The following is a 12,666-nucleotide window of genomic DNA, read 5'->3' as shown; positions in this document are numbered from 1 at the left end:
GTAGAGAGCGCTCACCTTAAGCCGGGCCGCGGTGAGGGGGCAAGTCGGCATAAAGGCTGCACAGACCAGGGTGATAGCGACCTGGGAGGGCTGCCGATGTCGATCGAACGACTGGATCATTGCGCTGTTAGCCTGGCGTACGGCCATGGCCTGGACCTGCCCAGTCAGGCCGCGCGGGTACGCGCCGCCTGGTTACCCGGACGTGAAGGGCGTGCCCCGGTGTTGCTGGTCGCCTTGCTATGGGCGCGCGAATGCACTGATGTAGTGCGCGTTGTGGATGCTCACCTGGATGCCCTGTTTGCCGATTACAGCAGCACACCCGGTGGCTGGAGCGAAGCCCAGGCCGCCCGGCAGGTCCTCGCGGCCCTCAATGCCCAGCTGTTTCGCCAGCGCCGGGTCGGGCGCGGCCGCTTCCAGCTGGACGCCGGCCTGTTGCTGCTGCAGGGCGACGAGATGCAGTTTCTCCAGGCCGGGGCCATCGGCCTGTTGCGCTACCAGGCGGGCAGCCTGCAAAGCCTGATCGGCCGCGAGGGCATGCAGCTGGGGAGCCAGGCCGAACTGGCGCTGGTGCAGCACAGTCTGCCGCTTAGCGAGGGTGCGGCTCTGCTGCTGGCACCGCAGCCCTTGCTGGAGGTCGCCGACCTGCAGAGCTTTCGGCAGGCCTGCGCGCAGCTCAGTGCCACCCATATGCAAAGCGTGCTGCGGCCCTGGCTGCATGCGCCGGGTGCCGCGGTGCTGTTATTGCCCGGCGAGCCGGGGGCAATGCCGCCGGTCATGCCGCCCGAGTCCTGGCCGATGGTGGAGGATGCGCGGCCGGGTATGCAGCTCGATGGCTGGACGCTACTCGGCTCCTGCGCTTATGGCCCGCCCGGGCGGATGTTCCGTGGCCGTGACGAAGGCGGCCGCGAGGCCTTGCTGTTACTGGCCGAGCAGGCCGCGGACGAGGCCTTCTGGCAGCGCGAGTGGGTGTTGCGGCGCAGCCCGGTGGCGAGTTTGCCGCGGGTGTTGTCGTCCCATCGGCCGCGTCGGCATGCCTTTATGCTGTTTGAATTGCCGGCCAGCGGTATGCGCAGCCTGGTCGATTGGGCTGCGGCCCATGGGCCGCTGGACGGGGTGACTCTGCTGGCCTTGCTAGAGCAGTTGATTGCCGCCGTGCGCGGCTTGCAGCGGCGCGGCATGCAGGGCTTGTGGCTGGATCCGGGCAATATCCTGGTAGACGACGCTGGGCATCTGCTGGTGCTGCCCGAATATGCCGCGCTGTTGCCCGGCGTAGCCCGCCAGCGCTTGCCCGCGGCGGCGCAGCCCCTGGCCCCGGAGCTGCGTCAGGGCCAGGCGGTGGATGGCCGCGCCGATCAGTTCGCCCTGGCGGCCCTGGCCTACTGGTTGTTCTGCGGTCGCTGGCCGGATGCTGCGCGGGGCGATGCCGATGCGCTCAACCGTTATGTGCCGCTGGCGCAGTACAGCCGCCCTGTGCCGGCCGGCTGGGACGGAGTGCTGGCGCGGGCCCTGGCCCCACGGCCGGAAGCGCGCTTCGAGGCTCTGTCGGAATTTCAGCAGGCCCTGCAGCAGCCGTTGCAGGCGCATCACGCGCTATTGCACGTGCCCAGGCGCAAGCGGCCCTGGCAGTTCGCCCTGATCGGCGTGCTGCTGGTGCAATTGGTATTGGGGCTCTGGTTTAGCCTGGACGGCTAAAGCAGCGAAGCGCCTTGTCGGTCTGACCGCAGGGCGCTTTGCGGGGCTTGTGCTCAGGGCGCGGTGAGGTCTTCGCCGATCGGCAGGACGAAGTTCTTGAACTCGGTGTCTTCGACGAAACCGATGGACTCGTACACCTTGTGCGCCACGGTGTTGTTGATGCTGGACGCCACGCGCAGGCGCACCGCATTGGTTTCCTTGGCCATTTTCTTGGCGGCCTGGATCAGGCGGTCGGCGACCAGCTGGCGACGGGCGTCCTGGCAGACATAGATGTCGTTGAGAATCCATACGCGCTTGAGCGACAGCGAGGAGAAGCTCGGGTAGAGCTGGCAGAAGCCGAGAATCTTGTCCTCTTCATCGGCCATGGCCAGGTAGATCACCGACTCTTTGCGGCTGATACGCTTTTCCAGAAAGCTGCGCGAGGAATCGGGGTAGGGCAGTTGACCGAACAGCTCGCGGTAATTGACGAACAGCGGCGTCAGTTGGTCCAGATGCTCCAGTGTGGCTTGAACGATGCGCATGGTGAGCCTCGACTTCATTAAGGTGGACGGCTTCGGCAACCGGCAGTGCTGCCTGCGAACCTTCCCGATGCTGCCTAAGGCATTTGGAAAGTGCAATCCAAACAAGCGTTTGGTTGTAATTCAGCGCCGCGTCTGGTCGCTCTACACGAATAATTTGTCGTTTCCGTCGCAGGGGGCGGGCGGCGCTGCGCTTTCAGCGCCCGCTAGATCAGTCGCGGCTAAAGCCCCTCCCTCATAGCCAGGCCTGCTAGCCCAGCAGGAAGTTTTCGCGCTTGTCTGAACCCACCAGCAGCGGCACTTCGGCTTCATCCTTGAGGTTGACCCCCGACAGCTGCCGGCGGCAGGCCTCGCGCATCAGGTACAGCAGGCGATGGCTGGCCATGGCGTAGCTCAGGCCTTCCTGGCGCACGTTGGAGATGCAGTTGCGGTAGGCGTCGGTCAGGCCGACCCGTGGGGCGTAGGTGAAATACAGCCCCAGGCTGTCCGGTGAACTCAGGCCTGGGCGCTCGCCGATCAGGATCACCACCATGCGCGCGCCAAGCAGCTCGGCCACTTCATCGGCCACCGCCACGCGACCCTGGCTGACCAGGGCGACGGGTGACACGCTCCAGCCTTCGGCAGCGGCCTGTTCCTCGATATGCGCCACCATGGGCAGGGCATTACGGTGCACGGCCAAGGCAGACAGGCCGTCTGCGATGACTATGGCCAGGTCATAACCGTCCGGGTTGTTCTCGCGGTGCTGGCCCAGCAGCTCGGCGGATTCGTGGCTCAAACGCCGGCCCAGGTCCGGGCGTTGCAGGTAGGTGTCGCGGTCCTTGGCGGCGCTGTGCAGCAGCAGGCTCTGCCGATGTTGGTGGGCCAGGCCTGCGGCCAGGGCCGCGTGGTCAAACGGCAGGTGCACGGCGTCGCGCGCTTGGGCGTGGGCGAACTGGAAATCCAGCTGGGCGCGGGTCGGCATGCTGGTGCCGGCACGACCGAGAGCGATGCGCGCCGGCGTGAGGTTGCGCAGTTGCTGCCAAGGGTTTTCGCTGGCGCCGCTGAGTGGGCTGTCGTCGTACATAGGCTATTCCTCGGTTAACCCAACTGTGCCAGCGCCTGACGAAACGCCGGCGGCAGGCTGTTGCCCATGCGCGGGCGGCCGTCGGTCTGGGTGAAGATGCCCATACGCTGCAGCCAGCCTTCGAACTCGGGGGCCGGTTTCAGCCCCAGGCTCTGCCGGGCATACAGCGCGTCGTGGAAGGAGGTGGTCTGGTAGTTGAGCATCACGTCGTCGGATCCGGGAATGCCCATGATGAAGTTGATCCCGGCCACACCAAGCAGGGTAAGCAGTACATCCATATCGTCCTGATCGGCTTCGGCGTGGTTGGTGTAGCAGATGTCGCAGCCCATCGGCAGGCCCAGCAGCTTGCCGCAGAAGTGGTCTTCCAGGCCGGCGCGGATAATCTGCTTGCCGTTATACAGGTACTCCGGGCCGATAAAACCGACCACGGTATTCACCAGAAACGGTTTGAAATGCCGCGCCACTGCATAGGCGCGGGTCTCGCAGGTCTGCTGGTCGAGGCCATGGTGGGCACCGGCGGACAGCGCGCTGCCCTGGCCGGTTTCGAAATACATCAGGTTGTCACCGAGGGTGCCGCGTTTGAGGCTCAGGCCAGCGTCGTAGCCTTCCTGCAGAATTTTCAGGCTGACGCCAAAGCTGGCGTTGGCCGCCTCGGTGCCGGCAATCGACTGGAATACCAGGTCCAGTGGCACGCCACGGTTGATCGCCTCGATCGAGGTGGTGACGTGGGTCAGCACGCAGGCCTGGGTGGGGATTTCATAACGCTGGATGATGCCATCGAGCATCTTCAGCATGTCGCAGATGCTCGCGATGCTGTCGGTGGCCGGGTTGATGCCGATCATGGCGTCGCCGTTGCCGTACAACAGGCCGTCGAGAATGCTCGCGGCGATGCCGGCCGGCTCATCGGTCGGGTGATTGGGTTGCAGGCGGGTGGACATGCGCCCGCGCAGGCCGACGGTGTTGCGAAAGCGGCTGACCACGCGGATTTTCTGCGCCACCAGCACCAGATCCTGTACGCGCATGATCTTCGATACCGCAGCGGCCATTTCCGGCGTCAGGCCAGGAGCCAGTTCGCGCAGGGCGGCCTCGTCGGCGCTGTCGCCGAGTAGCCAGTCGCGAAAGCCGCCAACGGTGAGGTGGCTGACCGGGGCAAAGGCCGCCAGGTCATGGCTGTCGATAATCAGCCGGGTCACTTCATCCTCTTCGTAGGGAATCAGCGCCTCAGTGAGGAAATGCTTGAGTGGAATATCGGCCAGGGCCATCTGCGCCGCGACCCGTTCGCCGGCATTGCTCGCCGCCACACCGGCGAGAAAGTCGCCGGAGCGCGCCGGGCTGGCCTTGGCCATAACCTCGGCGAGGCTGTCGAAACGGTAGGTTTCACCGCCTACCGTATGCTGAAAACTGGACATCGCGTGTCTCCAAAACGCCGCGCTGGCGCAGCTGCGCCAGCGCGGCGGGTGTTACTTGAGCGCGGCCTCGGCTTTACCGATGGCGACGAATTCTTCTTCCGGCGTACCGGCCACCAGGTGATGGCGGCTGTACAGGGCGAAGTAGGCTATCAGCACGGCGTAGATAACCGCAGCGCCAATCACCACCCGTGGGTCAACCAGGAAGCCGGCAACCACGGCCACGCAGGCCAGCACCAGGGCGATGCCCGAGGTGACGATGCCGCCTGGGGTGCGATAGGGGCGATGCATCTCCGGGCGACGCACGCGCAGGGTGATATGCGCGGCCATCATCAGCACGTAGGAGATGGTTGCACCGAACACCGCCACCAGAATCAGCAGGTCACCCTGGCCAGTCAGTGACAGGGCAAAGCCGATCAGGCCGGGCACGATCAGCGCCAGTACCGGGGCCTTGTTCTTGTTGGTCAGCGACAGCGAACGCGGCAGGTAGCCGGCGCGCGACAGGGCGAAGATCTGCCGCGAGTAGGCGTAGATGATCGAGAAGAAGCTGGCAATCAGACCGGCCAGGCCGATCAGGTTGACGAAGCTGCTCATCCAGGTGGATTCGCCGTAGGCAATCGTCAGTGCCTCCACCAGCGGATTGCCCGACGCCATCAGCGCGTTGGCACCGGCGCCGCCTGGGCCCAACACCAGAATCAGCAGGGCAAAGGCCAGCAGCACCAGCATGGCGCCGATCAGCCCGCGCGGCATATCGCGCTGCGGGTTGCGGGTTTCTTCAGCGGCCAGCGGCACGCCTTCGACTGCGAGGAAGAACCAGATCGCATAGGGGATCGCCGCCCACACACCGACATAGCCGAACGGCAGGAAGCTGCTGGCACCTGTGGCTTCAGTCACCGGAATATCGAGCAGGTTGGCCACCGAGAAGTGCGGCACCATCGCGACGATAAACACGCCCAGGGCAATGGCCGCCACGGCGGTGATGATAAACATCAGCTTCAGCGCCTCACCGACGCCGAAGATATGGATGCCGATAAACAGCACATAGAAGGCCAGGTAGATCGCCCAGCCGCCAATGCCGAACAGCGACTCGCAGTAAGCGCCGATAAACACCGCAATCGCGGCCGGGGCAATGGCGTATTCGATAAGGATCGCCGTGCCGGTGAGAAAGCCGCCCAAGGGGCCGAAGGCGCTGCGGGCAAAGCCATAGCCACCACCGGCGGTGGGGATCATCGAGGACAGCTCCGCCAGGGAGAAGCACATGCACAGGTACATCAGCGCCATCAGCAGGGTGGCGAGAAACATGCCGCCCCAACCGCCCTGGGCTAGACCGAAGTTCCAGCCGGCGTAGTCGCCGGAAATCACATAGGCCACGCCCAGGCCGACCAGCAATACCCAGCCTGCTGCGCCCTTCTTCAATTGCCTGCTTTGGAAGTAGTCGGCATTGACCTGCTCTAAATCGGTGCCTTGCGGCAAGCTTGCCGCACTGATTTGTTCTGCTGCCATGGGAGTTTCCTTATCAACAAACGGGCCGCAGCGTAGGCTCGGCCAGGCTTGTAGGTTTTGAGGGAATAGCGTTACCCAGTGGATCAGCAACCGCTATGCCAAATGCGCTTCTGGTCTAGACCTGTGGCGCGGTCTGGCAGGTCGATGTCGTTTTGTGGCATCGACTGCGGTTGCGCAGGCGCTCAGCAGCGCTTGCTGGGGCTAGAAAAAGCCGAGCGGGTTGATGTCGTAACTGACCAGCAGGTTCTTGGTCTGCTGATAGTGGTCGAGCATCATCTTGTGGGTTTCGCGACCGACGCCGGACTTCTTGTAGCCACCGAACGCGGCGTGGGCGGGATAGAGGTGGTAGCAGTTGGTCCACACGCGACCGGCCTTGATCGCCCGGCCCATGCGATAGGCGCGGTTGATGTCGCGGGTCCACAGACCAGCGCCGAGGCCGAACTCGGTGTCGTTGGCAATCGCCAGGGCTTCGGCTTCGTCCTTGAAGGTGGTGACGCTGACCACCGGGCCGAAGATCTCCTCCTGGAACACGCGCATCTTGTTGTGGCCCTTGAGCAGGGTCGGCTGGATGTAATAACCGCCGTTGAGCGTGCCGCTGAGTTTTTCCACCGCACCGCCGGTGAGCAGTTCAGCGCCTTCCTGCTTGGCGATTTCCAGGTAGCTGAGGATCTTGTCGAACTGCTGCTCGGAGGCTTGGGCGCCGACCATGGTGTCGGTGTCCAGCGGGTCGCCGCGTTTGATCTGCTCGACCTTCTTCATTACCTCTTTCATAAAGGCCGGGTAGATCGACTCCTGCACCAGCGCCCGCGATGGGCAGGTGCACACTTCACCCTGGTTGAAGAAAGCCAGCACCAGACCTTCGGCAGCTTTTTCGATAAAGCTCGGCTCGGCCTGCATGATGTCTTCGAAGAAGATATTCGGCGATTTGCCGCCCAGCTCCACGGTGCTCGGAATGATGTTCTCGGCCGCGCATTTCATGATATGCGCGCCTACCGGGGTGGAGCCGGTAAAGGCGATCTTGGCGATGCGCTTGCTGGTCGCCAGGGCTTCGCCGGCTTCCTTACCGAAGCCCTGCACCACGTTAAGTACGCCGGGCGGCAGCAGGTCGCCGATCAGTTCCATCAGCACGCTGATGCCCAGCGGCGTCTGCTCAGCAGGCTTAAGTACCACGCAGTTGCCGGCAGCCAAGGCTGGGGCAAGTTTCCAGGCGGCCATCAGCAGCGGGAAGTTCCACGGGATGATCTGCCCGACCACGCCCAGCGGTTCATGGATGTGATAGGCCACGGTGTTGCCGTCGATCTCGGCGGCGCTGCCTTCCTGGGCGCGCAGGCAGCCGGCGAAGTAGCGGAAATGGTCGGCGGCCAGGGGAATATCGGCGTTGAGCGTTTCCCGTACGGCCTTGCCGTTATCCCAGGTTTCGGTGATGGCGAGCACTTCCAGGTTGGCTTCGATGCGGTCGGCAATTTTCAGTAGCACCAGCGCGCGTTCCTGCGCCGAGGTACGGCCCCAGGCATCGGCGGCGGCATGGGCAGCGTCGAGGGCCTTGTCGATATCCTCGGCGCTGGAGCGGGGGAATTCGGCAATCGGCAGGCCGTTGACCGGCGAGGTGTTGGTGAAGTACTGGCCTTTGACCGGCGCGACAAACTCGCCGCCGATGTAGTTGCCGTAACGGGATTTGAAGGAAACGAGGGCACCTTCGGTACCGGGATGGGCGTAACGCATGCTGAATATCTCCTGGTTCTTATGCTTGTTCTGGTGATGCAGCGAATGGCGCGCTGTGGCGCTTGTGCAGAGGCAGAGCAAAGGGCGGGCCAGGAGTTCGCAATGGCCGTGTTAGAGCCTCTGCATGGTTTTTGGCTCGAGACTGGTGCGGGGCACCTGTGTCGGCCTTGATACAGGCGGTGTGACACTCTGTACCAGGGGCGATACAGCGCAGTGGCTCGCCGGTCAGCGCGTCTTGCAATGGCCGGGAAGCTGGTAGATGCTCGGCCATCACGTGCAACTCCACAGCGGAGAACAATAACAATGCACAACCATGCAAGCCGCCATGCTCAGCAGGTGCTGACCGTGGCGCAAGGACGCGGGCAGCTTGCCGGCCCGGCTGCCGACCCTTCTGTGGCGCGCTCCTGGTTGCGCTGCCTGCAGCAGCACCACCTGGACCCTGCGCAGGCCATGGCACCGGCGGTGATCGAGCACGCGCACATGCTCGAACGACGCGAACAGCTGCAGCAGGTGCTGGAGATTTCCAGTAACGAGATGAACAGCCTGCACCGCCAGTTGGCTGGCAGCGGTCATGCCGTGCTGCTGACCGATGCGCGCGGGGTGATCCTCAACTGCGTCACCGAACAGGCGGAAAAGCGCACCTTCGAGCAGGCCGGCCTGTGGCTCGGTGCGGACTGGAGCGAGGCCTGCGAAGGCACCAACGGTATCGGCACCTGCCTGGTCGAACGCCAACCGCTGACCATCCATCAGGACGAACATTTCCGCAGCCGACATACCGGCCTGACCTGCTCGGCCAGTCCGGTGTTCGATCCCCATGGCGAGCTGCTGGCAGTGCTGGACGTGTCCTCGGCGCGGCATGACGTATCGCGGCAGAGCCAGTTCCACACCATGGCCCTGGTCAACCTGTCGGCCAAGGCCATCGAGGGCTGCCACTTTCTACGCAGCTACGAAGGTGAATGGCTGCTGCGCTTCCACGCCCAGGCCGAATATATCGGTCAGTTCAGCGAAGGCTTGCTGGCCTTCGATGGCGATGGCCGGGTCAGCGCGGTCAATCAGAGTGCGATCAACCTGCTCGGCCTGTCGCGGCGACAGCTGCTCGGTCGCACATTGGTCGAGGTATTTGATTGCCGCCTGGACGACCTGCTCGGCCGCGCCTCGGCGCAGCCCAGCGCCAGTTGGCCGCTGTATACCCAGCGTGGCCAGCTGCTGTTTGCCATGTTGCGCGGCCAGCCTCGGCGTAGCGCTCAGGTACTGGCTGCGGCGAGCTTGGCAACGCCAGGGCTGTGCTTGGCCGACCCCGGTTTGCAGAGTGATTTTCGCCGCGCCCTGCGGGTTTACGAGCGCGATGTGCCGCTGCTGATCGGCGGCGAAACCGGCACCGGCAAGGAGGCCTTTGCCAAGGCCCTGCATCAGGTCAGCTCGCGCGGCGGCAAACCCTTTGTTGCGCTGAATTGCGCGGCAATTCCCGAGAGCCTGATCGAGAGCGAACTGTTCGGCTATCGCGGCGGCAGCTTTACCGGCGCGCGCAAGGAAGGCATGCGCGGCAAGCTGCAACAGGCTGATGGCGGCACCCTGTTTCTCGATGAGATCGGCGATATGCCGTTGGCGCTGCAGACCCGCTTGCTGCGCGTATTGGAAGAGCGCCGGGTCGAGCCGATTGGTGGCGAATCGCAAGCCATCGACGTGCGGGTGGTCAGCGCCAGCCACCGCGACCTCACTCAACGGGTGGCCAGCGGCGAGTTTCGTCAGGACCTGTTCTATCGCCTCAATGGCCTGGAGATCGAGCTGCCGCCGCTGCGTGAGCGCGGCGACAAGCTGGCGCTGCTGGATTTTCTGCTGGCCGAAGAGGCGCGCGGGCAGCCCGTACGCCTGGCTGATGCGGCTCGCGAAGCACTGCTGGCCTACCCCTGGCCAGGCAATGTGCGTCAGCTGCGCAATGTGCTGCGCACCCTCTGCGCGCTGTGCGAAAACGGCATCATCAGCCACGCTGAACTGCCCGCCGAGATTCGCCATACTCGCCCCGCGCTTGCCCTATTGCCTGCGGCCAAGCCCGATCAGTTGGGCGACGCCGAACGCCAGGCGTTGCTCGCGGTCCTAGAGGCGCAGCACTGGCATATCAGCCGCAGCGCCGAGCAACTGGGCATCAGCCGCAACACCCTGTACCGCAAGCTGCGCAAGCATGGGATCAAGCTGCGTTCAACGCGTTGAAGCGCACCTCTTCAGTCATGCCTCGCAGCGCGCCGCCGGGCCTCTGCGGGGTGGCGGTGCTGTGCTAATCTGCGGCCAGTTTTTATCCCGCCTTATTCACCGGCTCTGACGACGCCTTCAAGGTAAATCATGCATATCCATATTCTCGGCATCTGCGGCACCTTTATGGGCTCGCTGGCTGTGCTGGCCAAGGAACTGGGCCACCGTGTGACCGGCTCCGACGCCAACGTCTACCCACCCATGAGCACCCAGCTCGAAGCCCAGGGCATCGAACTGACCCAGGGCTATGACGCCGCTCAGCTCGACCCCGCACCGGATCTGGTGGTGGTCGGCAACGCCCTGTCGCGCGGCAACCCGGCGGTGGAATATGTGCTGAACAAGGGCCTGCCCTATGTCAGTGGCCCGCAGTGGCTGGCCGACCATGTGCTGCAGGGCCGCTGGGTGCTGGCGGTGGCCGGTACTCACGGCAAAACCAGCAGTTCGAGCATGCTGGCCTGGGTGCTGGAACATGCCGGCATGAGCCCGGGCTTCCTGATTGGCGGCGTGCCGCAGAACTTCGGTATTTCCGCGCGCCTGGGCGGTACTCCGTTCTTTGTAGTCGAGGCCGACGAGTACGACAGCGCCTTCTTCGACAAGCGCAGCAAGTTTGTTCACTACCGCCCGCGTACCGCGATCCTGAATAACCTGGAGTTCGATCACGCGGATATCTTCCCGGACCTGGCAGCCATTGAGCGGCAGTTTCACCATCTGGTGCGCACCATCCCCGGCGACGGCCTGATTATTCACCCGACCACCGAGCCTGCGCTTAAGCGGGTAATTCAGATGGGCTGCTGGACCCCTGTGCAGACCACAGGTGAAGGCGGCCAGTGGCAGGCGCGGCTGCTTAGCGAAGATGGCTCGCGATTCGAGGTGAGTTTCGAGGGCAAGCTTGCCGGCACCGTGGATTGGCAACTGACCGGCCAGCACAACGTGGCCAACGCCCTGGCGGTGCTGGCTGCGGCGCGGCATGTCGGCGTGGTGCCGGAACTGGGCATCGCCGCGTTGTGCAGCTTTATCAACGCCAAGCGGCGTATGGAGAAGGTCGCCGAGGTGAATGGCGTAACCATTTTCGATGACTTCGCCCACCACCCGACGGCGATTGCCACCACCCTGGATGGCCTGCGCAAGCGCATCGGCGATGCCAAGCTGATCGCCATCGTCGAGCCGCGCTCCAACTCCATGAAGCTCGGCGCACACCGCGATGGTCTGCCTGAATCCGTGGTGCAGGCTGACTCGGTGTACTGGTATGCACCGCCAAACCTGGGTTGGGATCTGGCCGGCACCGTCGCCACGTCCACCGTGCCGACTCAGGTCTGCGATTCCCTGGAAGCGATCATCGCCGGGGTCAAGGCCGAAGCCGCGCCGGGCACCCAAATAGTGGTGATGAGCAACGGCGGCTTCGGCGGCCTGCATGGCAAGCTGGCTGCGGCCCTGGAGGCATAAATGTCTGGACCTGAGAGAATTACCCTGGCCATGACCGGTGCTTCCGGTGCCCAGTACGGCCTGCGCCTGCTCGATTGCCTGGTGCGGGAAGACCGTGAGGTGCACTTTCTGATCTCCAAGGCCGCGCAGCTGGTGATGGCCACCGAAACCGATGTCAGTCTGCCGGCCAAGCCGCAGGCCATGCAGGCGTTTCTCAACGAGTACACCGGGGCGTCCTCGGGGCAGATCCGTGTATATGGCAAGGAGGACTGGATGGCCCCGGCGGCCTCCGGTTCCGGGGCTCCCAGCGCCATGGTGGTGGTGCCCTGTTCCACCGGCACCCTGTCGGCCATCGCCAGCGGTGCCTGCAACAACCTGATCGAACGCGCCGCCGATGTGGTGCTAAAAGAGCGCCGCCAGTTGATTCTGGTGCCACGCGAGGCACCGTTTTCCAGCATCCATCTGGAGAACATGCTCAAACTGTCGAACCTGGGCGCGACCATTCTGCCGGCCGCGCCGGGCTTCTATCACCAGCCGCAGACCATCGACGACCTGATCGACTTCGTCGTCGCGCGCATTCTCAATTGTCTGAATATCCCCCAGGACATGCTGCCGCGCTGGGGCGAGCATCATCAGGTTAGCGGCGATGATTAGCTGGCTGGCTGCATGCCTTGCACTGCTGGCGCTGCTGCCGGGCTGTGCCACGGTCGCCACCCTGGATGCGGCCAAGCCCGGTGCACCGGTGGTCTATGCCGGTACCCGGCTGGACCTGTATGCGCTCAAGGGCGGTTGCTGCGCCGTCGAGCGTTTCGGCACCGAGGCCCCGCAATACGCCGCCCTCGACCTGCCGGGCAGCGCCCTGCTCGATACCCTGTTATTGCCGCTCTCCCTGGCCACCGCCATGGGTTTGAGGCTGAGTGTCAGCGGCGGGCTCTGACCGAGCCGGCGCACCCTACAAAGGCGCGGCGGCTATATAGGGTGCGCCGCGCACCGGGTCACGGGCTGCTATTGGGCCAGTCGACACACGGCGCTTTGGGCATCCGCCAGTCCGCGCCGACCTGAGGCCCCGGCTGCCGGTCTGGCTGAGTGTCTG

Annotated in this window: 10 protein-coding genes; 5 read left to right on the top strand and 5 right to left on the bottom strand. The window is 64.3% G+C overall.

The features are described from left to right. Positions 1-96 precede the first annotated feature (96 nt). The gene (locus VMP31_RS14430; protein WP_325508249.1) at positions 97-1,692 is read left to right on the top strand and encodes a protein kinase; all 1,596 of its coding nucleotides are present in this window, start codon (positions 97-99) and stop codon (positions 1,690-1,692) included. Positions 1,693-1,745: 53 nt separating this feature from the next. On the opposite strand, the gene VMP31_RS14425 is transcribed toward VMP31_RS14430, so the two are convergent. From VMP31_RS14425 to VMP31_RS14405, 5 genes are all read right to left on the bottom strand, one after another. After that, entirely contained in the window at positions 1,746-2,213 is a 468-nt protein-coding gene (locus VMP31_RS14425; protein WP_325508247.1) for a GNAT family N-acetyltransferase, read from the bottom strand. A gap of 247 nt (positions 2,214-2,460) precedes the next feature. Next, positions 2,461-3,273, bottom strand: coding sequence for an ethanolamine ammonia-lyase subunit EutC (gene eutC / locus VMP31_RS14420; protein WP_325508245.1), 813 nt, complete (start codon positions 3,271-3,273; stop codon positions 2,461-2,463). Between the two features lie 14 nt (positions 3,274-3,287). After that, positions 3,288-4,682, bottom strand: a complete 1,395-nt coding sequence (locus VMP31_RS14415) for an ethanolamine ammonia-lyase subunit EutB (RefSeq protein ID WP_325508243.1) — start codon at positions 4,680-4,682, stop codon at positions 3,288-3,290. Positions 4,683-4,733: 51 nt separating this feature from the next. Further along, positions 4,734-6,182 carry an ethanolamine permease gene (gene eat / locus VMP31_RS14410; RefSeq protein ID WP_325508241.1) on the bottom strand — a complete coding sequence of 483 codons (1,449 nt, stop codon included), beginning with the start codon at positions 6,180-6,182 and terminating at the stop codon, positions 4,734-4,736. A 201-nt stretch (positions 6,183-6,383) separates the two neighbouring features. Beyond that, positions 6,384-7,904: an aldehyde dehydrogenase family protein gene (locus VMP31_RS14405; RefSeq protein ID WP_325508239.1), complete on the bottom strand. Its 1,521-nt coding sequence runs from the start codon at positions 7,902-7,904 to the stop codon at positions 6,384-6,386. Positions 7,905-8,207: 303 nt separating this feature from the next. Here VMP31_RS14405 and VMP31_RS14400 point away from each other — a divergent pair, with 303 nt between their 5' ends. The 4 genes from VMP31_RS14400 to VMP31_RS14385 all read left to right on the top strand — a co-directional run bounded on the left by VMP31_RS14400 (position 8,208) and on the right by VMP31_RS14385 (position 12,510). Beyond that, positions 8,208-10,112 carry a sigma-54-dependent Fis family transcriptional regulator gene (locus tag VMP31_RS14400; RefSeq protein WP_325508237.1) on the top strand — a complete coding sequence of 635 codons (1,905 nt, stop codon included), beginning with the start codon at positions 8,208-8,210 and terminating at the stop codon, positions 10,110-10,112. A gap of 129 nt (positions 10,113-10,241) precedes the next feature. After that, the gene (mpl, locus tag VMP31_RS14395) at positions 10,242-11,594 is read left to right on the top strand and encodes a UDP-N-acetylmuramate:L-alanyl-gamma-D-glutamyl-meso-diaminopimelate ligase (RefSeq protein WP_325508235.1); all 1,353 of its coding nucleotides are present in this window, start codon (positions 10,242-10,244) and stop codon (positions 11,592-11,594) included. Then, positions 11,595-12,227, top strand: a complete 633-nt coding sequence (gene ubiX / locus VMP31_RS14390; RefSeq protein WP_325508233.1) for a flavin prenyltransferase UbiX — start codon at positions 11,595-11,597, stop codon at positions 12,225-12,227. Then, positions 12,220-12,510 (top strand): YceK/YidQ family lipoprotein, encoded by a 291-nt coding sequence (locus VMP31_RS14385; RefSeq protein WP_325508231.1) that lies wholly within the window; start codon positions 12,220-12,222, stop codon positions 12,508-12,510. Before ubiX ends, VMP31_RS14385 begins: the two co-directional genes overlap by 8 nt. The last annotated feature ends 156 nt before the right edge of the window (positions 12,511-12,666 follow it).

Source organism: Pseudomonas sp., assembly GCF_035512415.1.
Taxonomy (GTDB): domain Bacteria; phylum Pseudomonadota; class Gammaproteobacteria; order Pseudomonadales; family Pseudomonadaceae; genus Aquipseudomonas.
This window is presented reverse-complemented; position numbering and strand designations above follow the sequence as displayed.